Source organism: Enterobacter cloacae complex sp. Mu1197 (genome assembly GCF_040059225.1).
Lineage (GTDB): Bacteria > Pseudomonadota > Gammaproteobacteria > Enterobacterales > Enterobacteriaceae > Enterobacter > Enterobacter quasiroggenkampii.
Genome location: NZ_CP157375.1, coordinates 4,683,920 through 4,704,681 on the forward strand (window position 1 = coordinate 4,683,920; position 20,762 = coordinate 4,704,681).

At 55.6% G+C, this 20,762-nt stretch carries 20 protein-coding genes; 10 read left to right on the plus strand and 10 right to left on the minus strand.

Annotation, left to right across the window (positions count from 1 at the left end; translation table 11 throughout):
* Position 1 precedes the first annotated feature (1 nt).
* From atpD to phoU, 9 genes are all read left to right on the plus strand, one after another.
* A complete protein-coding gene (atpD, locus tag ABFV38_RS22065; protein WP_003862362.1) occupies positions 2-1,384 on the plus strand; it encodes a F0F1 ATP synthase subunit beta in 1,383 nt (460 codons plus the stop codon).
* Between the two features lie 20 nt (positions 1,385-1,404).
* Positions 1,405-1,824, plus strand: a complete 420-nt coding sequence (locus ABFV38_RS22070) for a F0F1 ATP synthase subunit epsilon (protein ID WP_003862360.1) — start codon at positions 1,405-1,407, stop codon at positions 1,822-1,824.
* 138 nt (positions 1,825-1,962) lie between these two features.
* A complete protein-coding gene (gene glmU, locus ABFV38_RS22075) occupies positions 1,963-3,333 on the plus strand; it encodes a bifunctional UDP-N-acetylglucosamine diphosphorylase/glucosamine-1-phosphate N-acetyltransferase GlmU (RefSeq protein ID WP_126535069.1) in 1,371 nt (456 codons plus the stop codon).
* Between the two features lie 224 nt (positions 3,334-3,557).
* Entirely contained in the window at positions 3,558-5,387 is a 1,830-nt protein-coding gene (glmS, locus tag ABFV38_RS22080) for a glutamine--fructose-6-phosphate transaminase (isomerizing) (RefSeq protein WP_021242665.1), read from the plus strand.
* A 321-nt stretch (positions 5,388-5,708) separates the two neighbouring features.
* Positions 5,709-6,749: a phosphate ABC transporter substrate-binding protein PstS gene (gene pstS, locus ABFV38_RS22085; RefSeq protein ID WP_032675678.1), complete on the plus strand. Its 1,041-nt coding sequence runs from the start codon at positions 5,709-5,711 to the stop codon at positions 6,747-6,749.
* 126 nt (positions 6,750-6,875) lie between these two features.
* Entirely contained in the window at positions 6,876-7,835 is a 960-nt protein-coding gene (gene pstC, locus ABFV38_RS22090) for a phosphate ABC transporter permease PstC (protein WP_023309793.1), read from the plus strand.
* Positions 7,835-8,725: a phosphate ABC transporter permease PstA gene (gene pstA, locus ABFV38_RS22095; protein ID WP_024907882.1), complete on the plus strand. Its 891-nt coding sequence runs from the start codon at positions 7,835-7,837 to the stop codon at positions 8,723-8,725. The genes pstC and pstA overlap by 1 nt, the downstream gene beginning before the upstream one ends.
* 47 nt (positions 8,726-8,772) lie before the next feature.
* Positions 8,773-9,546, plus strand: a complete 774-nt coding sequence (gene pstB / locus ABFV38_RS22100; RefSeq protein ID WP_008500183.1) for a phosphate ABC transporter ATP-binding protein PstB — start codon at positions 8,773-8,775, stop codon at positions 9,544-9,546.
* 26 nt (positions 9,547-9,572) lie between these two features.
* Positions 9,573-10,298, plus strand: coding sequence for a phosphate signaling complex protein PhoU (gene phoU, locus ABFV38_RS22105; RefSeq protein ID WP_008500182.1), 726 nt, complete (start codon positions 9,573-9,575; stop codon positions 10,296-10,298).
* Between the two features lie 85 nt (positions 10,299-10,383).
* Here phoU and yieH read toward each other — a convergent pair whose 3' ends face one another.
* Positions 10,384-11,049 carry a 6-phosphogluconate phosphatase gene (gene yieH / locus ABFV38_RS22110; RefSeq protein ID WP_348958097.1) on the minus strand — a complete coding sequence of 222 codons (666 nt, stop codon included), beginning with the start codon at positions 11,047-11,049 and terminating at the stop codon, positions 10,384-10,386.
* A 165-nt stretch (positions 11,050-11,214) separates the two neighbouring features.
* Here yieH and adeP point away from each other — a divergent pair, with 165 nt between their 5' ends.
* A complete protein-coding gene (gene adeP / locus ABFV38_RS22115; protein WP_021242668.1) occupies positions 11,215-12,552 on the plus strand; it encodes an adenine permease AdeP in 1,338 nt (445 codons plus the stop codon).
* A 91-nt stretch (positions 12,553-12,643) separates the two neighbouring features.
* Here the strand turns inward: adeP and ABFV38_RS22120 are convergent, their stop codons facing one another.
* The 9 genes from ABFV38_RS22120 to rpmH form a co-directional block, all read right to left on the minus strand.
* Positions 12,644-13,210, minus strand: a complete 567-nt coding sequence (locus tag ABFV38_RS22120) for an NADPH-dependent FMN reductase (RefSeq protein ID WP_014833835.1) — start codon at positions 13,208-13,210, stop codon at positions 12,644-12,646.
* A gap of 36 nt (positions 13,211-13,246) precedes the next feature.
* Positions 13,247-13,993 (minus strand): phosphopantetheinyl transferase, encoded by a 747-nt coding sequence (locus ABFV38_RS22125; RefSeq protein WP_167214820.1) that lies wholly within the window; start codon positions 13,991-13,993, stop codon positions 13,247-13,249.
* Between the two features lie 122 nt (positions 13,994-14,115).
* Positions 14,116-15,087 (minus strand): HTH-type transcriptional regulator YidZ, encoded by a 972-nt coding sequence (gene yidZ / locus ABFV38_RS22130; protein ID WP_045909359.1) that lies wholly within the window; start codon positions 15,085-15,087, stop codon positions 14,116-14,118.
* Positions 15,056-16,231 (minus strand): MFS transporter, encoded by a 1,176-nt coding sequence (locus tag ABFV38_RS22135; RefSeq protein ID WP_325842174.1) that lies wholly within the window; start codon positions 16,229-16,231, stop codon positions 15,056-15,058. Before ABFV38_RS22135 ends, yidZ begins: the two co-directional genes overlap by 32 nt.
* A 111-nt stretch (positions 16,232-16,342) precedes the next feature.
* Positions 16,343-17,707: a tRNA uridine-5-carboxymethylaminomethyl(34) synthesis GTPase MnmE gene (gene mnmE / locus ABFV38_RS22140; protein ID WP_021242672.1), complete on the minus strand. Its 1,365-nt coding sequence runs from the start codon at positions 17,705-17,707 to the stop codon at positions 16,343-16,345.
* Positions 17,708-17,779: 72 nt separating this feature from the next.
* Entirely contained in the window at positions 17,780-19,423 is a 1,644-nt protein-coding gene (yidC, locus tag ABFV38_RS22145) for a membrane protein insertase YidC (protein WP_023617679.1), read from the minus strand.
* A gap of 2 nt (positions 19,424-19,425) precedes the next feature.
* Positions 19,426-19,683: a membrane protein insertion efficiency factor YidD gene (gene yidD, locus ABFV38_RS22150; RefSeq protein WP_001307474.1), complete on the minus strand. Its 258-nt coding sequence runs from the start codon at positions 19,681-19,683 to the stop codon at positions 19,426-19,428.
* A complete protein-coding gene (gene rnpA, locus ABFV38_RS22155) occupies positions 19,647-20,006 on the minus strand; it encodes a ribonuclease P protein component (RefSeq protein ID WP_348958100.1) in 360 nt (119 codons plus the stop codon). The genes yidD and rnpA overlap by 37 nt, the downstream gene beginning before the upstream one ends.
* Before the next feature lie 16 nt (positions 20,007-20,022).
* Positions 20,023-20,163, minus strand: coding sequence for a 50S ribosomal protein L34 (gene rpmH, locus ABFV38_RS22160; protein ID WP_000831330.1), 141 nt, complete (start codon positions 20,161-20,163; stop codon positions 20,023-20,025).
* Positions 20,164-20,762: the final 599 nt, after the last annotated feature.

Sequence of the window (20,762 nt, forward strand, 5' to 3'; positions counted from 1 at the left end):
GATGGCTACTGGAAAGATTGTCCAGGTAATCGGCGCCGTGGTGGACGTCGAGTTCCCTCAGGACGCCGTACCACGCGTGTACGACGCGCTTGAGGTACAGAATGGTAACGAGAGCCTGGTGCTGGAAGTTCAGCAGCAGCTCGGCGGCGGTATCGTGCGTACCATCGCGATGGGTTCTTCCGACGGTCTGCGTCGTGGTCTGGAAGTAAAAGACCTTGAGCACCCGATCGAAGTCCCGGTAGGTAAAGCAACACTGGGTCGTATCATGAACGTATTGGGTCAGCCAATCGACATGAAAGGCGACATCGGTGAAGAAGAGCGTTGGGCTATCCACCGCGCGGCACCTTCCTACGAAGAGCTGTCCAGCTCTCAGGAACTGCTGGAAACCGGTATCAAAGTTATCGACCTGATGTGTCCGTTCGCGAAGGGCGGTAAAGTTGGTCTGTTCGGTGGTGCGGGTGTAGGTAAAACCGTAAACATGATGGAGCTGATCCGTAACATCGCGATCGAGCACTCCGGTTACTCTGTGTTTGCGGGCGTAGGTGAACGTACTCGTGAGGGTAACGACTTCTACCACGAAATGACCGACTCCAACGTTCTGGACAAAGTATCCCTGGTTTACGGCCAGATGAACGAGCCACCTGGAAACCGTCTGCGCGTTGCGCTGACCGGCCTGACGATGGCTGAGAAGTTCCGTGACGAAGGCCGTGACGTTCTGCTGTTCGTTGATAACATCTATCGTTACACCCTGGCCGGTACTGAAGTATCTGCACTGCTGGGTCGTATGCCTTCAGCGGTAGGTTATCAGCCTACGCTGGCGGAAGAGATGGGTGTTCTTCAGGAACGTATCACCTCTACCAAAACCGGTTCTATCACCTCCGTTCAGGCGGTATACGTACCTGCGGATGACTTGACTGACCCATCACCAGCCACCACCTTTGCGCACTTAGATGCAACCGTGGTACTGAGCCGTCAGATCGCGTCTCTGGGTATCTACCCAGCCGTTGACCCGCTGGACTCCACCAGCCGTCAGCTGGATCCACTGGTTGTTGGTCAGGAACACTACGACACCGCGCGTGGCGTACAGTCCCTGCTGCAGCGTTACCAGGAACTGAAAGACATCATCGCCATCCTGGGTATGGATGAACTGTCTGAAGAAGACAAACTGGTGGTAGCACGTGCGCGTAAGATCCAGCGCTTCCTGTCCCAGCCGTTCTTCGTTGCGGAAGTATTCACCGGTTCTCCAGGTAAATACGTTTCCCTGAAAGACACCATCCGTGGCTTTAAAGGCATCATGGAAGGCGAATACGATCACCTGCCAGAGCAGGCGTTCTACATGGTTGGTTCCATCGAAGAAGCTGTGGAAAAAGCCAAAAAACTTTAACGCCTTAATCGGAGGGTGATATGGCAATGACTTACCACCTGGACGTCGTCAGCGCAGAGCAACAAATGTTCTCTGGTCTGGTCGAAAAAATCCAGGTAACGGGTAGTGAAGGTGAACTGGGTATTTTCCCGGGTCACGCACCGCTGCTCACCGCCATTAAGCCTGGTATGATCCGCATCGTTAAACAGTTCGGTCACGAAGAGTTTATCTATCTGTCCGGCGGCATTCTTGAAGTGCAGCCTGGCAGTGTGACCGTTCTGGCCGATACCGCTATTCGTGGCCAGGATCTCGACGAAGCGCGAGCCCTGGAGTCGAAGCGTAAGGCTGAAGAGCACATTAACAGCTCTCATGGTGACGTGGATTACGCTCAGGCGTCTGCGGAGCTGGCCAAAGCGATCGCGAAACTGCGCGTTATCGAGTTGACCAAAAAAGCGATGTAACACCGGCTTGAAAAGCACAAAAGCCAGTCTGGATACCAGGCTGGCTTTTTTTTTCGGCCTTAATTCATGCTGAAAAAGATGTAGAATTTTAAGCATCAAACGTTTTTACTTCTCACTCAAACTACCGTCAGGATGCGTATGTCAAACAGTGCGATGAGCGTGGTGATCCTTGCCGCAGGCAAAGGGACCCGCATGTATTCCGACCTGCCTAAAGTGCTTCACACGCTTGCAGGAAAGCCAATGGTGCAGCATGTCATTGATGCAGCGAATGAACTGGGTGCTAATCAGGTTCACCTGGTCTACGGCCACGGCGGCGATCTGCTTAAAAAGACGCTGAGCGACGACAAGCTCAACTGGGTGCTTCAGGCTGAACAGTTGGGTACAGGCCATGCCATGCAGCAGGCTGCGCCCTTCTTTGCGGATGACGAAGACATTTTGATGCTCTATGGCGATGTTCCGCTGATCTCTGTTGAAACACTGACTCGCCTGCGTGAAGCCAAACCGCAGGGCGGCATCGGTTTATTAACCGTCGTGCTGGACGATCCAACCGGTTATGGTCGTATCACCCGTGAAAACGGCAACGTTACGGGTATTGTTGAGCATAAAGATGCCAGTGAGGCGCAGCGTCAGATTCAGGAGATCAACACCGGTATCCTGATTGCCAATGGCGCGGATATGAAGCGCTGGCTGTCGAAGCTCAACAACAACAATGCGCAGGGTGAATACTATATCACCGATATTATTGCGATGGCGTACCACGAAGGGCGCGAGATTGCGGCGGTCCATCCGGCACGCATCAGCGAAACCGAAGGGGTGAATAACCGTCTTCAGCTTTCCCGCCTTGAGCGTGTTTATCAGTCCGAACAGGCTGAAAAACTGCTGCTGGCAGGCGTGATGCTGCGCGATCCGGCGCGTTTCGATCTGCGTGGCTCATTATCTCACGGGCGTGACGTTGAAATTGATACTAACGTTATCCTCGAGGGTAACGTGACGCTGGGCAACCGCGTCAAAATTGGCGCCGGCTGCGTGATCAAAAACAGCATCATCGGTGACGACTGCGAAATCAGCCCGTACAGCGTGGTGGAAGATGCCCGTCTGGACGTGGCCTGTACTATCGGCCCGTTTGCGCGTCTGCGCCCGGGTGCTGAGCTGCTGGAAGGCGCTCACGTGGGTAACTTCGTGGAGATGAAAAAAGCGCGTCTGGGTAAAGGCTCTAAAGCAGGTCATCTGACCTATCTGGGCGACGCGGAAATTGGCAATAACGTGAATATTGGTGCAGGGACGATTACCTGTAACTATGACGGCGCCAATAAGTTTAAAACGATCATTGGTGATGACGTGTTCGTTGGCTCCGATACGCAGTTGGTGGCGCCTGTTACCGTGGGTAACGGGGTGACTATTGCCGCTGGAACAACCGTAACGCGCGATGTGGCCGAGAACGAGCTGGTATTAAGCCGCGTTCCGCAGGTCAGCAAGCAGGGCTGGAAACGCCCGGTGAAGAAAAAGTAACAACAAGGCGGGTGGCGCTACGCTTACCCGCCCTACGATTGAGTAGGCCTGATAAGGCGTAGCCGTCATCAGGCAAACCCGGGAGAGGAGATAAATATATATCTCCCCCCACAAGCAGTACCCATAAAAATAACCCCACTCTCTACAAGGCTCGGGGCGCCCGGAAAGGGCAAATACAGGTCAGCGACAACGCAGGCATAATGCCTAAATTCGGAATATAAATTATGTGTGGAATTGTTGGCGCAGTTGCGCAGCGTGATATTGCTGAAATCCTTCTCGAAGGTTTACGTCGTCTGGAATACCGTGGTTACGACTCTGCCGGTCTGGCTGTCGTCGATGCAGAAGGTCATATGACCCGTCTGCGTCGTCTCGGTAAAGTGCAGATGCTGGCCCAGGCCGCGGAAGAACATCCGCTGCACGGGGGAACCGGTATTGCGCATACCCGCTGGGCGACGCACGGCGAACCGTCTGAAGGCAACGCGCACCCGCATGTGTCTGAACACATCGTGGTTGTGCACAACGGCATTATCGAAAACCACGAACCGCTGCGCGAAGCACTGAAAGCGCGCGGCTACACTTTCGTCTCTGAAACGGACACCGAAGTGATTGCTCACCTGGTGCACTGGGAGCTGGAGCAGGGCGGCACACTGCGTGATGCGGTGCTGCGTGCTATCCCTCAGCTGCGCGGTGCGTACGGTACGGTGATCATGGATTCCCGCGATCCGTCCACGCTGCTGGCCGCGCGTTCCGGTAGCCCGATGGTTATCGGTCTGGGCATGGGTGAAAACTTTATCGCCTCTGACCAGCTGGCGCTCCTGCCGGTCACCCGCCGCTTTATCTTCCTGGAAGAGGGGGATATCGCCGAAGTGACTCGCCGCAGCGTGACCGTGTTCGATACCAAAGGCGAGCAGGTGAAGCGCCAGGAGATCGAATCTAACCTGCAGTACGACGCGGGCGACAAAGGCGCTTACCGTCACTACATGCAGAAAGAGATTTACGAGCAGCCAAACGCCATCAAAAACACCCTGACCGGGCGCATCAGCCACGGTGAAGTGGATCTGAGCGAGCTGGGTGCAAATGCGAATGAACTGCTCAGCAAGGTTGAGCACATTCAGATCGTGGCCTGCGGCACCTCCTACAACTCCGGTATGGTCTCTCGCTACTGGTTTGAATCCCTGGCGGGCGTGCCGTGTGATGTGGAAATTGCGTCTGAATTCCGCTATCGCAAATCTGCGGTGCGTCGTAACAGCCTGATGATCACCCTTTCCCAGTCTGGTGAAACGGCGGATACCCTGGCTGCGCTGCGACTGTCTAAAGAGCTGGGTTACCTGGGCTCTCTGGCCATCTGTAACGTCCCGGGCTCTTCCCTGGTGCGTGAATCCGATCTGGCGCTGATGACCAAAGCGGGTACCGAAATCGGCGTGGCCTCCACTAAAGCGTTTACCACTCAGCTGACCGTTCTGCTGATGCTGGTGGCGAAGCTGGCGCGTCTGAAAGGCGAAGATGCTTCCGTTGAGCATGACATCGTTCATGGTCTGCAGGCGCTGCCGAGCCGTATTGAGCAGATGTTGTCTCAGGACAAACGCATTGAAGTGCTGGCGGAAGATTTCTCTGACAAGCATCACGCCCTGTTCCTGGGTCGTGGCGATCAGTATCCGATTGCGCTGGAAGGCGCGCTGAAGCTGAAAGAGATCTCCTATATTCACGCTGAAGCCTATGCGGCAGGCGAACTGAAACACGGCCCGCTGGCGCTGATTGACGCCGATATGCCGGTCATCGTTGTGGCACCCAACAACGAACTGCTGGAAAAACTGAAATCTAATATCGAAGAAGTGCGCGCCCGCGGCGGTGTCCTGTACGTCTTCGCCGACAAAGATGCCGGTTTCGCCAGCAGCGACAACATGCACATCATCGAGATGCCGCATGTGGAAGAGGTGATTGCACCGATCTTCTACACCGTTCCGCTGCAGCTGCTGGCTTACCACGTGGCGCTGATCAAAGGCACCGACGTCGACCAGCCGCGTAACCTGGCGAAATCGGTCACTGTAGAATAAACCCTTCAGGCTCCACCTTCGGGTGGAGCTTTTTTATCCTGCCTGGTTTGTTTTTCATCAATCCTTTCTCATTTTTAATAATGACAATTTGTCATCTTCAGCTACTTTTTTCAGTGTCACATAAAGAAAATATTTCTGAAAACAACCTGTCATAAAAGTGGCTAACTCGATGAAAATTAAGCTTTGTTTTGTTTAATTTTAAGTTAAATTTTCATTGTCATAAAACTGTCATAATTCGTACATTTATCTGTCACCTGTTTGTCCTATTTTGCTCATCGTAGCCACTAAACAACGATTTACGAAAATCTTGCAGGAGACATTATGAAAGTTATGCGTACCACTGTCGCAACTGTTGTCGCCGCGACCTTATCTCTGAGCGCGTTCTCTGTATTTGCAGAAGCAAGCCTGACTGGCGCTGGTGCAACCTTCCCTGCGCCGGTGTATGCCAAATGGGCGGATACCTACCAGAAAGAAACCGGTAACAAGGTTAACTATCAGGGTATCGGCTCCTCCGGTGGCGTGAAACAAATTACCGCGAACACGGTTGATTTCGGCGCGTCTGACGCTCCGCTGTCTGATGACAAACTGGCTCAGGAAGGCCTGTTCCAGTTCCCTACCGTGATCGGTGGCGTGGTTCTGGCCATCAACCTGCCGGGCGTGAAGTCGGGCGAGCTGGTGCTGGACGGCAAAACGCTGGGTGACATCTACCTGGGCAACATCAAAAAATGGGATGACGAAGCGATCGCTAAGCTCAACCCAGGCCTGAAGCTGCCTTCTCAGAACATCGCCGTGGTTCGCCGCGCGGATGGTTCCGGTACCTCTTTCGTGTTCACCAGCTACCTGGCGAAAGTGAACGAAGAGTGGAAATCTAAAGTCGGCTCCGGCTCTACCGTTAACTGGCCTACCGGTCTGGGCGGTAAAGGTAACGACGGTATCGCCGCGTTCGTACAGCGTCTGCCTGGCTCCATCGGCTACGTAGAGTACGCGTACGCGAAGCAGAACAACCTGTCCTACACCAAACTGGTTTCTGCCGACGGCAAACCGGTTAGCCCGACCGAAGAGAACTTTGCTAACGCCGCCAAAGGCGCTGACTGGAGCAAATCCTTCGCGCAGGATCTGACTAACCAGAAGGGCGAAGGTGCATGGCCAATCACCTCTACCACCTTCATCCTGGTGCACAAAGAGCAGAAGAAACCTGAGCAGGGCGCTGAAGTGCTGAAGTTCTTCGACTGGGCATACAAAAACGGCGGCAAACAGGCTAACGCTCTGGATTACGCCACCCTGCCGGACAACGTGGTTGAGCAGATTCGCGCTGCATGGAAAACCAACGTAAAAGACAGCAGCGGTAAAGCATTGTATTAATTTAGCATTCTGACGAAAATGGCGGGTGGCGCTTGCGCTTACCCGCCCTACGGTTCCGACTGTAGGCCGGGTAAGCGCAAGCGCCACCCGGCGATTTCGTAAACGCGTTTAACAGAAGAGTAATTTATGGCTGCAACCAAGCCTGCATTTAACCCTCCGGGTAAAAAAGGTGACATGATTTTCAGCGCGCTGGTCAAACTGGCTGCGCTGATTGTGCTATTGCTGCTGGGCGGCATTATCGTGTCTCTGATTTTCTCCTCCTGGCCGAGCATCCAGAAATTCGGTTTCTCCTTCCTGTGGACCAAAGAGTGGGACGCGCCGAACGACATCTACGGTGCCCTGGTGCCAATTTACGGCACGCTGGTGACCTCGTTCATCGCCCTGCTGATTGCGGTTCCGGTAAGCTTTGGTATTGCCCTGTTCCTGACGGAGCTGGCGCCGGGCTGGCTGCGTCGTCCGCTGGGGATCGCCATCGAACTGCTGGCAGCTATTCCGAGTATCGTCTACGGCATGTGGGGCCTGTTCATCTTTGCGCCACTGTTCGCCACGTACTTCCAGGAACCGGTGGGTAACGTCCTCTCTGCCATTCCGTTTGTGGGGGCCCTGTTCTCTGGCCCGGCTTTCGGTATCGGCATTCTGGCGGCTGGCGTGATCCTCGCCATCATGATTATTCCGTACATTGCGGCGGTTATGCGCGATGTCTTCGAACAAACGCCGGTGATGATGAAAGAGTCGGCCTATGGTATCGGCTGTACCACCTGGGAAGTGATCTGGCGCATCGTCCTTCCGTTCACCAAAAATGGGGTGATCGGGGGCGTGATGCTGGGCTTAGGTCGCGCGCTGGGTGAAACCATGGCGGTCACCTTTATCATCGGTAACACCTACCAGCTCGACAGCGCGTCGCTCTATATGCCGGGTAACAGTATTACCTCTGCGCTGGCGAATGAATTTGCGGAAGCGGAATCAGGTCTGCACGTCGCGGCGCTGATGGAGCTGGGTCTGATTCTGTTCGTAATTACCTTCATTGTTCTGGCGATTTCCAAGCTGATGATTATGCGTCTCGCTAAAAATGAGGGAGCACGCTAATGGCCACTCTCGAAATGCAAGCAACTGCTGAACTGGCGGAATCCCGCCGCAAAATGCAGGCCAGACGCCGCATGAAAAACCGCATTGCCCTGACGCTCTCTATGGCGACGATGGCATTCGGCCTGTTCTGGCTGGTCTGGATCCTCTTCTCGACGGTCGTTCGCGGGATTGACGGAATGTCACTGTCGCTGTTCACCGAAATGACGCCGCCGCCGAACACGGCGGGAGGTGGCCTGGCGAATGCCCTGGCGGGCAGCGGACTGCTGATCCTCTGGGCGACGGTCTTCGGCACGCCGCTGGGCATCATGGCGGGCATCTACCTGGCAGAATACGGCCGTAAATCCTGGCTGGCGGAAGTGATTCGCTTCATTAACGACATTTTGTTGTCAGCCCCGTCTATCGTCGTGGGTCTGTTCGTTTACACCGTGGTGGTGGCGCAGATGGAACACTTCTCCGGCTGGGCGGGCGTCATTGCGCTGGCGCTGCTGCAGGTGCCGATTGTGATTCGAACCACCGAGAACATGCTGAAACTGGTGCCGGACAGCCTGCGTGAAGCGGCTTACGCGCTGGGTACGCCGAAATGGAAGATGATCTCTGCGATTACGCTGAAGGCGTCGGTCTCCGGGATCATGACCGGTATCCTGCTGGCGGTGGCGCGTATCGCGGGTGAAACGGCACCGCTGCTGTTTACGTCCCTCTCCAACCAGTTCTGGAGCACGGACATGATGCAGCCGATCGCCAACCTGCCGGTGACGATCTTTAAATTTGCGATGAGCCCCTTCGCGGAATGGCAGCAGCTGGCCTGGGCCGGGGTGCTGATCATTACCCTTTGCGTACTGTTGCTGAACATTCTGGCGCGCGTCATTTTCGCGAAGAAGAAACACGGTTAATTTTTTACGGCGCGGCAGATCGCGGCGCCGAATGAGGAAATGAGTCAATGAGTATGGTTGATACTGCCCCGGGTAAGATTCAGGTTCGTGATTTGAACTTCTACTACGGCAAATTCCATGCCCTGAAGAACATCAACCTGGATATCGCAAAGAACCAGGTCACGGCATTTATCGGTCCGTCCGGCTGCGGGAAATCCACGCTGCTGCGTACCTTTAACAAAATGTATTCGCTCTATCCGGAGCAGCGCGCTGAAGGGGAAATCATCCTCGACGGCGAAAACATTCTGACCCAGGCTCAGGATATCGCCCTGCTGCGCGCGAAAGTGGGGATGGTGTTCCAGAAACCCACGCCGTTCCCGATGTCCATTTATGACAACATCGCCTTTGGCGTTCGCCTGTTTGAAAAGCTCTCCCGTGCCGATATGGATGAGCGCGTGCAGTGGGCTTTGACCAAGGCCGCATTATGGAACGAAACCAAAGATAAGTTGCACCAGAGCGGGTACTCTCTCTCCGGTGGTCAGCAGCAGCGTCTGTGCATTGCGCGCGGTATTGCGATTCGCCCGGAAGTGTTGCTGCTGGATGAGCCTTGTTCAGCGCTGGACCCGATCTCAACCGGTCGCATTGAAGAACTGATCACCGAGCTGAAGCAGGATTACACCGTGGTTATCGTGACCCACAACATGCAGCAGGCTGCACGTTGTTCCGATCACACGGCGTTTATGTACCTGGGTGAATTGATTGAGTTCAGTAACACGGACGATCTGTTCACTAAGCCCGCGAAGAAACAAACCGAAGATTATATTACTGGCCGCTACGGTTGATTTGCCTTAGTGCATGTGGAGAAACCATGGACAACCTCAATCTTAATAAACACATTTCCGGCCAGTTCAACGCAGAGCTGGAAAGCATTCGCACCCAGGTGATGACCATGGGCGGCATGGTCGAGCAGCAGCTTTCTGATGCGATTACGGCGATGCACAACCAGGACAGCGAGCTGGCGAAGCGCGTCATTGAAGGCGATAAAAACGTCAACATGATGGAAGTGGCTATCGACGAGGCCTGCGTGCGCATTATCGCGAAGCGTCAGCCGACGGCGAGCGACCTGCGTCTGGTGATGGCGATCATCAAAACCATCGCCGAGCTGGAACGTATCGGCGACGTTGCGGATAAAATCTGCCGTACCGCGCTGGAGAAGTTCTCTCAGCAGCATCAGCCACTGCTGGTCAGCCTGGAGTCGCTGGGCCGTCACACCGTGCAGATGCTGCACGACGTGCTGGATGCCTTTGCGCGTATGGATCTGGACGAAGCGGTGCGTATCTACCGCGAAGACAAGAAGGTCGATCAGGAGTATGAAGGCATCGTGCGTCAGCTAATGACCTACATGATGGAAGATTCCCGCACGATCCCAAGCGTACTGACGGCTCTGTTCTGCGCGCGCTCCATCGAGCGTATCGGCGACCGCTGCCAGAACATTTGCGAATACATTTTCTACTTCGTGAAGGGTCAGGACTTCCGTCACGTGGGCGGCGACGAGCTGGACAAGCTGCTGGCGGGTAAAGATCCGAAAGAGTAATGTTTGTGGCGGGTGGCGCTAGCGCTTACCCGCCCTACTTGCCCTGTAGGCCGGATAAGCGTTAGCGCCATCCGGCTTTGTTTTTTCAGCGAGTAATATCCCACCCGCGGGCCTTCCACAGCACGGGTAGCTGCGCCAGATCGGTGAAGGTCGTGACTTTGGGATGATCGATCGGCTTGTTGTGCGGGTCGGCGCAGAAGTAAAACACCTCCATTCCCGCATCAATCCCCGACTGCGCGCCCGCAGACGAGTCATCCACCAGAATGCAGTTCTCTACGTTAACGTTCATCGCCTTTGCCGCATGGAACATCAGTGCCGGGTCCGGCTTCCAGCGCTGGATATCGTAGCCGCTGAACAGTTTTTCCGGGAAGTGGTGCAACATCTCAAGCTTGCCCAGCGAGTGCTGCATTTTGCTGACTGGACCGTTGGAGACCACGCAGATCGGCACCGTCATCGCATCCAGCAGCGCGTTTGCGCCCGGAATCACCTCCAGCTCCGAATCGAACAGGCGTGCAACCTCGGCGCGGTAGACCGGTTCCAGAGCCGCTTTCTCCAGAACGACGCCGTGTTCTTCGTTAATGATGTCGATGATCTCGTAGAGCTTCACGCCCTTAAAGCGTTTAAACACCTCTTCGAGTTCCAGCGTAATGCCAAATTCCTGGAACATGGCCACATACGCGCGGGAACAAATGACCTCACTGTCGACCAGCGTACCGTCGCAGTCGAAAAATACCGCTTCAATTCCGGACATGCCTTTCCCTTTTAACCAGTTTAACGTTTACGTACGGCAGTTCGCCGGAACGCAATCGTTGCCGTATAAGCAAATTCAATGAAAAAAGTATCACGTAACCGCCACTATTGTCGCATTTTGGTATAGGATAGCGACGAATTTTCCCTCCTTGTTCGGAAATTGATGATGAGTCAACAACACACTACCCAGACATCTGGTCAGGGTCTGCTTGAGCGCGTGTTTAAACTGCGCGAGCACGGCACGACGGCACGCACCGAAGTGATCGCCGGTTTCACCACCTTCCTGACGATGGTCTATATCGTTTTTGTTAACCCTCAAATTCTGGGCGTTGCTGGCATGGATACCAGCGCCGTCTTCGTAACAACCTGTCTGATCGCGGCCCTTGGCAGCATTCTGATGGGCGTGTTCGCTAACCTGCCGGTCGCGCTGGCACCGGCGATGGGCCTGAATGCGTTCTTTGCCTTCGTGGTGGTTCAGGCGATGGGTCTGCCGTGGCAGGTGGGTATGGGCGCCATCTTCTGGGGCGCGGTTGGCCTGCTGCTGCTGACCATTTTCCGCGTGCGTTACTGGATGATTGCGAACATCCCCGTGAGCCTGCGCGTGGGCATTACCAGCGGTATCGGTCTGTTTATCGGGATGATGGGGCTGAAAAACGCCGGTGTTATCGTGGCGAACCCGGATACGCTGGTGAGCATCGGTCACCTGACCTCTCATAACGTGCTGCTGGGCGTGCTGGGCTTCTTTATCATCGCGATCCTGGCTTCCCGTAATATTCATGCGGCGGTGCTGGTGTCCATCGTGGTGACCACGCTGCTGGGCTGGATGTTGGGCGACGTTCACTATAACGGCATCGTTTCCGCGCCACCGAGCGTCTCTACCGTTGTTGGTCATGTTGATCTGGCGGGTTCCCTGAACCTGGGCCTGGCGGGCGTGATTTTCTCCTTCATGCTGGTGAACCTATTCGACTCTTCCGGTACGCTGATTGGCGTGACCGACAAAGCTGGTCTGGCTGATGAGAAAGGGAAATTCCCGCGCATGAAGCAGGCGCTGTTTGTGGACAGTATCTCCTCTGTGACCGGCTCATTTATCGGAACCTCGTCTGTTACCGCTTACATTGAATCCTCTTCCGGCGTGTCCGTGGGCGGCCGTACCGGCCTGACGGCGGTTGTGGTGGGTATTCTGTTCCTGCTGGTGATCTTCCTCTCGCCACTGGCGGGCATGGTGCCTCCGTACGCGGCGGCGGGTGCGCTGATCTACGTGGGGGTGCTGATGACCTCCAGCCTGTCTCGCGTGAAGTGGGATGATTTAACCGAAGCGGTGCCGGCGTTTATTACCGCCGTGATGATGCCGTTCAGCTTCTCGATTACCGAAGGTATCGCGCTGGGCTTTATCTCTTACTGCGTAATGAAGATCGGTACTGGCCGCTTCCGCGACCTCAGCCCATGCGTGATTGTTGTGGCGCTGCTGTTTGTACTGAAGATTGTGTTTATTGACGCGCACTAAGGTGCGGTTTGTGGTGTCAGGTGGCGCTTCGCTTACCTGACCTACTGACGAGTATAGGCCCGGTAAGCGCTAGCGCCACCGGGCTTTTTTATCAGGCTTTAACCCGCTTAATATAATCCCCGAACGCCGTCAGCTGGCCAGAGAGATGGTCGCGCGTGCTCTGATCCACCACCTCACCCGTTTGCGGGTCGACCTTGTTCTGAATCACTCCGCCCATAAATTCCGGCTTGTTCATCACCATCGCATCGAGGAAGACCAGGATCTGACGCAGGTGATACTGGCAGCGCGCGCCGCCAATCGCGCCCATGGAGCTGGTCTGGATCAGCACCGGTTTGCCTGACAGCGGCTGCTCAGGTAAACGGGACAGCCAGTCGATGGCATTCTTCAGACCACCGGGTACAGAGTAGTTGTACTCTGGCGTGACGATGACCACGCCGTCAGCCTGGCGGATCTGTTCGGCCAGCGCCTCAACGCTCTGCGGGAACCCTTCTTCCTGCTGTACGTCAGCATCATAAAGCGGAATATCGCCAATAGACGGCAGGGCGCTAATTTCCATACCTGCAGGCGCCAGCTGTGGCAGCGTGCGGGCTACCATCCCGTTAAATGAACCTTTGCGCAGGCTTCCCAGTAACGTAACGACTTTCAACGTATCAGACATGATTACTCCTGTTTCATCATGATGACCCTGATTGGATCAGCTTAGGGTAAATGCTTTTTCTGCCGGTAAACTGGTTAATCGCATCAGACGTGCGGCGGGCTCGTTGGCGCGCTCGGGCACATCAGGAAGGCTACGCCATCCCTGTTGACTGTCAAATTCCCAGATTTTCATGCGTTCGATGGCGGGGGTCACCGCGATGGACCAAATGAGCACATCCTCAGCGTCGCAGAGCGCTTCTACCAGCGTGGCCTGGGTGGCGCGCAGACGTCCGGAGCCTGGCAACAGCTGCAGCAGGCTGGCGTCGTCTGAGGCGCATCCGCAGAGCTTACGAATGCTCTGGCGCAAGGTAATAAGCTGCGCTCTGGCTTCGACAGGATCGTTCTGGTTGCGTACCCACAGCTTCTCATTGCTGGAGAGCGGATAGTCTTCATGCGCATTAGCGCCATGGAAGCTGCGCGTCGCACGCTGAAGTTCCATATCGAGCCCACAGTCTCCCTCGGTGGTCAGCGCGACGCCAATGATATTGCCCGTGTAGGCAATGGAAAAACGAGGGAGATCCGGGTCAGAAAAGACCGGACGGCCTTCTGGCTGGGTAATGATATCCGGCAGCTCGCTGGTGCCGTACAGCATAAACAGCAGTTCCGCGAGAAGCGCCCGGGACGCTAAAAACCGCGACCTGCGGTGCTCCGGAAGCGTGAGTGCTTCACGGTGACAGGCTGAAGAAATTCTTGCCGATACGAGACGTCCTTCTGTCAGTATCCCTCTTGCAAAGTGCGTAGCCATTTTTCGCTCCTTGATAATGGTCGTAATCGGTTAAACGGTTACATGATTATCGCTTAACTTGCCTCCTGTTTTAATCAGTAAATGGGCGTAAGAGAAGCCTTAGGACCGAACTTTACATTTTCTTAGGCAAAAATTGGATCGCTCGCACCGTACAGCGCCTTGATGGTCTCCCGCAGCCAGAGGATTTTTGGATTATGGCTGTTCCGCTTATGCCAGATCAGCGTGAAGGGCACGGTCAATTTTTCCGCCTGCTCCTCATCAATCGGAATGGGAAGGGCGATCAGCTTCCGCTGGTGGAGTTCATTGTAGTGGTGACAGTAGTGCGGGGCGGTGGCGATATAGTGATGGCCGGGCTGCGCCGCCATAAACATCGCCTGTTCGAAGCCCGGCAGGCTCATGGCGATCGTGCGCTCGCGTCCCATCTCCTTTAGCACCTCATCCAGCGCCCAGGTATCGCTGCGTTCCCAGAAGATGCTGATATGGGGATAGCGCAGGAAGGTCTCCAGATTCCACTCTTGCTGAAGCGCCGGATGATCCTCGCGCAGATAGACGCAGGGGCGGTCGCTGAACAGGATTTCGTAGTCGATAAACCACGGCATCAGCTTAAGCAGCTCGCGGGATCGCGGATGCGTTTCACGCCCGGTGAAGCCCAAATCCACCTCGCCACGCGTAATCGCGTCCAGCGAGTCGTAATCCCACTGGCGCATTTTCACCGTCGCCTGCGGATAGCGCTGGTTCACCTGCTCCAGCAGGGTATTGAAGCGGATCAGCATCAGCGGCGTTTCCGCGGCCAGCACGAACGTCAGCCCGCCCGGAGAGTCATGGTGGAATTTATCGAGGATCTGGTTGCCGATTTGCATCCAGTCAGCCAGATCCTGCTCCAGGCTCACCGTCAGCGGCGTCGGCAGCAGCCCTAGCGGCGTTTTGACAAACAGCGGATCATCGAACCAGTCGCGCAGCTTAGCCAGCGATTTGCTCACCGCTGACGGCGTCACGTTCATCCGCTTCGCCGCTTTGGTAACGCTGCGCTCCTGCAGCAAAAGCTGCAGGCACAGCAACAGGTTAAGATCGAGACTGCTGATGGGCTTCTTCATAGTGCGCCGCGGGCTGGATGACCATAAGTAAGGTAATGCAGACTATGCTACAGCCAATCAGAACCCCGATCAGCATATTCAGCGCGTTAAGCCCGATGACCGCCGCCAGCCAAATCCACAGCGACGAGCCGCAGACCTGCGCGATACCCAGCACCGAGCTGGCCACGCCTGCCCGCAGCGAGAAGGGACCAAGCGCCTGGCTCATCGCCACGCCAAAGCCAACCGAGAACCCGGCGCAAATGAGCGTAATGCCCACCAGCATCACCGCATGTGAGCTGGAAGTCGCCAGGATCGCGCCTGCGGCGAGGAATAAAACTTGTGAGGTCAGCATCAGCGTGCGCTGGCGGAAGATATTCAGCGCAAACGGGGTGGAGAACGACACAGCCATACTGACCAGAGCGGTTAATGCCATCACCGTGGAATACTCACCGCGATCGAAGCCCATGGTTTCCATCAGCAACACCGGGGAAACGTTTACATAGGTCAGGATCACCGCCACGCTTAACGTGGTCACGGCCAGACGGCTGAGGAAAAAGCGGTTGAGAAGCTTCTCTGCCGGGTGAATGGTTGCGGTATGGCCGGTATTCTGCGAGCCAGGGTGGGTCTCTTTTAGCACAGCGATCGACAGGATAAACACCAGCGCGCCCATCGCCGCCATGGTCCAGAACAGGCTCTGCCACGGGAATTTCAGCATGATCAGATAGCCCACGACCGGGGCCAGCACCGGGATGATGCAGGTAATGCCGTTCAGCATCGACAGCACTTTGGCGCGACGCTGGGCGCTTAAGGTGTCGCGCAAAATGGCAAACGCCACCACGTAGCAACCGCCCGCCCCGATGCCCTGGATAAAGCGCCCGGTCAGAAACACGGTGCTGTTTTGCGCCTGTGAGCAAAGAAGGGACGCCAGGGCAAAAACGATGGCTCCGGCGATAGCGACAGGCTGACGGCCTGCTTTATCCGCGATCTTCCCGGCAAAGACCATCGACGACGCCATCCCCGCGAGGTAGGCCGAAAACGCAATATGCAGCTGCGCTTCGCTGGCGCCCAGATCGCGGGCGATATGCGGTAATCCCACCAGATACATATCAATACCGGACGGATAAAGCAGAACTAATGCGAAACTACAAAACAGAAAACGCGCCATAAACCCCCCATAGATGCAGGCATGCAGGATAGGGGGTGAAAAGGGAATAGGCGAGTTGCCATTTGGACAATGGTGATTTCCCTGGAGGAAATCACCATGGATTAGCGGGAATTACTTACCAATACAGAAGCTCGAGAAGATCCGTCCCAGCAGATCGTCCGACGTAAACTCCCCGGTGATCTCGCTCAGATTCTGCTGCGCCAGACGCAGCTCTTCCGCCAGCAGTTCACCCGCCCACGCGCCGATCAGCTGCGCTTTACCCTGAACGAGATGGTTCGCCGCCTCTTCCAGCGCCTGCAGGTGACGGCGACGCGCGAGGAAGCCGCCTTCCATGCTGGTGTCAAAGCCCATGCTCTGCTTGAGATGGTTACGCAGGTCGTCCACGCCTTCACCGGTCCGCGCCGACAGGCGAATAAGTGAGTGACCATTCACATCGCTGATACCGAGCGTTTCGCCGGTCACGTCCGCTTTGTTACGCACCACGGTGATCGGCAGTTTTGCCGGCAGACGGGCGATAAAGTCTGGCCAGATCTCCGCCGGGTCAACGGCGTCGGTCGTGGTGCCGTCCACCATAAACAGCACGCGGTCGGCCTGTTCGATCTCCTGCCAGGCGCGTTCGATACCGATGCGCTCAACTTCGTCGCTGGCATCGCGCAGACCGGCGGTATCGATGATGTGCAGCGGCATGCCGTCGATGTGGATGTGCTCGCGCAGCACGTCGCGAGTGGTACCGGCAATGTCGGTCACGATTGCCGCTTCACGGCCCGCCAGGGCGTTCAGCAGGCTCGATTTCCCGGCGTTAGGGCGTCCGGCAATCACCACCTTCATCCCTTCGCGCAGCAGGCTGCCCTGGCGCGCTTCGGCGCGAACGGCGTCGAGATCGGCCATCACCTGGTTGAGCTGGGCTTCAATTTTACCGTCAGAGAGAAAATCGATCTCCTCATCCGGGAAGTCGATAGCCGCTTCCACGTAGATGCGCAGGTGAGTAAGTGCTTCCACAAGGTGATTCACACGCGCGGAGAATGCCCCCTGCAGCGAGTTCAGGGCGGAGCGGGCCGCCTGTTCAGAACTGGCGTCGATCAGGTCTGCAATCGCCTCCGCCTGCGCCAGGTCGAGCTTGTCGTTGAGAAAGGCACGTTCGGAGAACTCGCCCGGCTTCGCAATGCGCAGGCCCGGCAGGGTCAGGATCCGTTTTAACAGCAGGTCGAGGATAACCGGGCCGCCGTGGCCCTGTAGCTCCAGTACGTCTTCACCGGTAAAGGAGTTCGGGCCGGGGAACCACAGCGCAATGCCCTGGTCCAGCGGCGTGCCGTCGGTATCTTTAAACGGCAGGTAATCAGCGTAGCGCGGCTTTGGCAGCTTACCCAGTACCGCTTCGGCCACCTCGCGCGCCTTCAGGCCGGAGATGCGCAGAATGCCTACACCACCGCGTCCCGGTGGGGTTGCCTGGGCGACGATAGTGTCGTTATGGCTCATGGTTGCTCTCGTTCAATACAAATAAAAAAGGCGGTCAATCGACCGCCCTTATTTTAGCGTTAACTTATCGGATCAGGACTTTTTCTTTTCGCGGCTATGCAGGCCACGTTTTTCCAGACCACGGTAAATCAGCTGCTGCTGGATAATGGTCACCAGGTTGCTGACGATATAGTACAGCACCAGACCTGACGGGAACCACAGGAAGAACACGGTGAAGATGACCGGCATAAAGGTCATGATCTTCTGCTGCATCGGGTCGGTCACGGTGGTCGGCGACATCTTCTGGATGAAGAACATCGTCACGCCCATCAGGATCGGCAGGATGTAGTACGGGTCCTGTGCGGACAGGTCATGGATCCACAGTGCGAACGGCGCGTGGCGCAGCTCAACGGAACCCATCAGCATGTAGTACAGCGCAAGGAAGATTGGCATCTGAATCAGCAGCGGGAAGCAACCACCCAGTGGGTTCACTTTCTCTGCTTTATACAGGGCCATCATCTCCTGGCTCTGACGCTGTTTGTCATCGCCCAGACGCTCACGCATTGCCTGAATCTTCGGCTGCAGCATGCGCATCTTCGCCATGGAGGTGTACTGCGCTTTAGTCAGCGGGTACATGATGCCACGAACGATGAAGGTGATAACGATGATGGAGAAGCCCCAGTTACCCAGGAAGCTGTGGATGAACTTCAGCAGCTTAAACAGCGGCTGAGAGATGAACCACAACCAGCCGTAATCCACGGTCAGATCCAGGTGCGGCGCAACAGCGGCCATTTTGTCCTGAATTTCCGGGCCGACCCACAGGGTGCTGGCCAGCTTACCGGTTTGACCCGGCTGTACCAGAACCGGCTGAGATTTGTAGCCGATGGCTGCAAGACCGTTACCCAGGTTCGCGGTATAGAAGTTGTTGGTACCGTCGTTATTTGGCACCCACGCCGTTGCGAAATACTGCTGCAGCATCGCCACCCAACCGCCTTTAGCGCTGACGTTCAGGTTTTCGTTATCGGCAATGGTGTCGAATTTGTATTTCTCGTACTTCGCGTCAGGCGTGGAGTACGCCGCGCCACGGAAGGTATGCAGCGCAAAGTTGCTGCTTCCGGTGTCACGGTGTGACGGCAGATTGATGGACTGCTTCAGCTGGCCAAAGGTCGACAGCTCCAGCGGTTTCGCACTGGCGTTCTGTACGCTGTAGCCCACGTTCACCGCATATTCACCGCGCTTCAGGGTGAAGGTTTTGGTGAAGGTGTTGCCTGCGGCGTCGGTGTACGTCATCGGGATCACGAGTTCGTTCTGACCATCAGCCAGCACAAAGGTGTCGTTCTCGACGTTATACAGTGGACGCGCACCGTTAGCCGGGTTATCCGGGCCATCACGACCGGTCAGGCCGCTCTGCGCCTGGTAGATAAACTCAGGCGTGGTTTCCAGTAACTGGAACGGTTCGTTAGACTTCAGCTCTTTCGGGTAGGTTAACAGCAGCGCCTGCTCAACATCACCACCACGGGTGTTGATAGTCAGCTCAAGCACATCGGTCTTAACCGTAATCTGTTTCCCCTGGCCACTGGCCGGTACGCCCTGGTCGGCGGCGCTACCCGCTGCGGTGGTCGTTGTCTGCGTGACCTGCTGTTGTGGTTGAGGATTTTTATCCTGCTCCCACGCCTGCCAGATCATGAAAGACACGAACAACAAAGCGATGATAAGAAGATTGCGTTGCGAATCCATCGTTAGTGTTCTCTGGTATCAAAGGGTCCTGGGGGGACGGGGTCGTCTCCACCTGGGTGTAAAGGGTGGCATTTTAATACGCGTTTCACCGTCAACCAACTGCCTTTTATCACTCCAAACCTGCGCAATGCCTCAATTCCGTAGCTTGAGCATGTTGGTGTGAAACGGCAGTGCGGCCCGAGTAGCGGACTAATCAGGCGTTGATAGACCCGAATGAGGGCTATCAGGACCCGTGAGCCAGGCGACAGTGGCGGCGCCATAATTTTTCCAACGCTTCCGAGAGAGCACGGTTATCGAGGTTGGCAACCCCTTTCTTCGCCACCACCACGAAATCCATTGAAGGCAGTTCGTGCTGACGTAAACGGAAGCTTTCACGCGTCAGACGTTTAATCCGATTGCGTTCATGCGCACGCTTAACATTTTTCTTGGCGACTGTGAGACCGATGCGGGGATGCCCCAGCGAATTTTGGCGGCCGAGGATGGTGATTTGCGGCGTGCCAGCCCGTTGTGGCTGCTGGAAGACGAAAGTGAAATGAGCGGGAGTTAACAAACGTAACTCCCTGGGAAATGCTAGCTTAACCACTCAGGGGTTAGCTTTATTACTTGGAAACGGTCAGACGAGCGCGGCCTTTAGCACGACGACGTGCCAGAACCTGACGACCATTTTTAGTAGCCATACGAGCACGGAAGCCGTGAGAACGGTTGCGCTTCAGTACAGACGGTTGAAAAGTGCGTTTCATGGCGATTTCTACCTAAACTTGAATAAATTCACTGACTTTTGCGTATACCCGAACGAGTTTCGAACGACTAACGCCTCAGCGTGGGTGATTAAAGAGGCCGGATTGTAATAATTGTACACTCCGGAGTCAATTCTCTTTCCTTATTTCCCGCGTATTTCCGCACGTTTTCGCGTGGAAAATGAGCAACGGACGACGCAGGAAGATGAGCATCACGCGCCGGGTCGAGGATTATACGGGCTCACCGACAAAGCGCAAGGATCGTCCCGGATCTTCGTTAGATCATTTAAGCAATAAATTGTCTGTGCTCATTAATTTTTCCAATATGCGGGCTAAATCGTGGGGCACTCGCGCCAGGATCGTTTACACTTAACCGGTTTCTGATCTTCCTGTGGATAAATCGGGAAGAATCTGTGAGAAACAGAAGATCTCTGGCTCAGTTTAGGCTATGATCCGCGGTCCCGATCGGGATCCCAGGATCTTGGTCAGGATAAATTGCAGATAGCAATTCGCACGTCCCCCTTTACACAGGGTCATGCCGATGTGCGCCAACAATCATGAATATTCAATAGTTTTCTTTTATTGTTCGAGTGGAGTCCGCC

Excerpts from the sequence above, each read along its gene's own strand:
- ABFV38_RS22120 (WP_014833835.1), bottom strand. The coding sequence starts at position 13,210 with ATGTCTGATACGTTGAAAGTCGTTACGTTACTGGGAAGCCTGCGCAAA.
- phoU (WP_008500182.1), top strand. The coding sequence starts at position 9,573 with ATGGACAACCTCAATCTTAATAAACACATTTCCGGCCAGTTCAACGCA.
- rpmH (WP_000831330.1), bottom strand. The coding sequence starts at position 20,163 with ATGAAACGCACTTTTCAACCGTCTGTACTGAAGCGCAACCGTTCTCAC.
- yidC (WP_023617679.1), bottom strand. The coding sequence starts at position 19,423 with ATGGATTCGCAACGCAATCTTCTTATCATCGCTTTGTTGTTCGTGTCT.
- ABFV38_RS22135 (WP_325842174.1), bottom strand. The coding sequence starts at position 16,231 with ATGGCGCGTTTTCTGTTTTGTAGTTTCGCATTAGTTCTGCTTTATCCG.
- pstB (WP_008500183.1), top strand. The coding sequence starts at position 8,773 with ATGAGTATGGTTGATACTGCCCCGGGTAAGATTCAGGTTCGTGATTTG.
- pstC (WP_023309793.1), top strand. The coding sequence starts at position 6,876 with ATGGCTGCAACCAAGCCTGCATTTAACCCTCCGGGTAAAAAAGGTGAC.
- mnmE (WP_021242672.1), bottom strand. The coding sequence starts at position 17,707 with ATGAGCCATAACGACACTATCGTCGCCCAGGCAACCCCACCGGGACGC.
- pstA (WP_024907882.1), top strand. The coding sequence starts at position 7,835 with ATGGCCACTCTCGAAATGCAAGCAACTGCTGAACTGGCGGAATCCCGC.
- ABFV38_RS22070 (WP_003862360.1), top strand. The coding sequence starts at position 1,405 with ATGGCAATGACTTACCACCTGGACGTCGTCAGCGCAGAGCAACAAATG.
- glmS (WP_021242665.1), top strand. The coding sequence starts at position 3,558 with ATGTGTGGAATTGTTGGCGCAGTTGCGCAGCGTGATATTGCTGAAATC.
- glmU (WP_126535069.1), top strand. The coding sequence starts at position 1,963 with ATGTCAAACAGTGCGATGAGCGTGGTGATCCTTGCCGCAGGCAAAGGG.
- ABFV38_RS22125 (WP_167214820.1), bottom strand. The coding sequence starts at position 13,993 with ATGGCTACGCACTTTGCAAGAGGGATACTGACAGAAGGACGTCTCGTA.
- yidD (WP_001307474.1), bottom strand. The coding sequence starts at position 19,683 with ATGGCGCCGCCACTGTCGCCTGGCTCACGGGTCCTGATAGCCCTCATT.
- adeP (WP_021242668.1), top strand. The coding sequence starts at position 11,215 with ATGAGTCAACAACACACTACCCAGACATCTGGTCAGGGTCTGCTTGAG.
- pstS (WP_032675678.1), top strand. The coding sequence starts at position 5,709 with ATGAAAGTTATGCGTACCACTGTCGCAACTGTTGTCGCCGCGACCTTA.
- yieH (WP_348958097.1), bottom strand. The coding sequence starts at position 11,049 with ATGTCCGGAATTGAAGCGGTATTTTTCGACTGCGACGGTACGCTGGTC.
- atpD (WP_003862362.1), top strand. The coding sequence starts at position 2 with ATGGCTACTGGAAAGATTGTCCAGGTAATCGGCGCCGTGGTGGACGTC.
- yidZ (WP_045909359.1), bottom strand. The coding sequence starts at position 15,087 with ATGAAGAAGCCCATCAGCAGTCTCGATCTTAACCTGTTGCTGTGCCTG.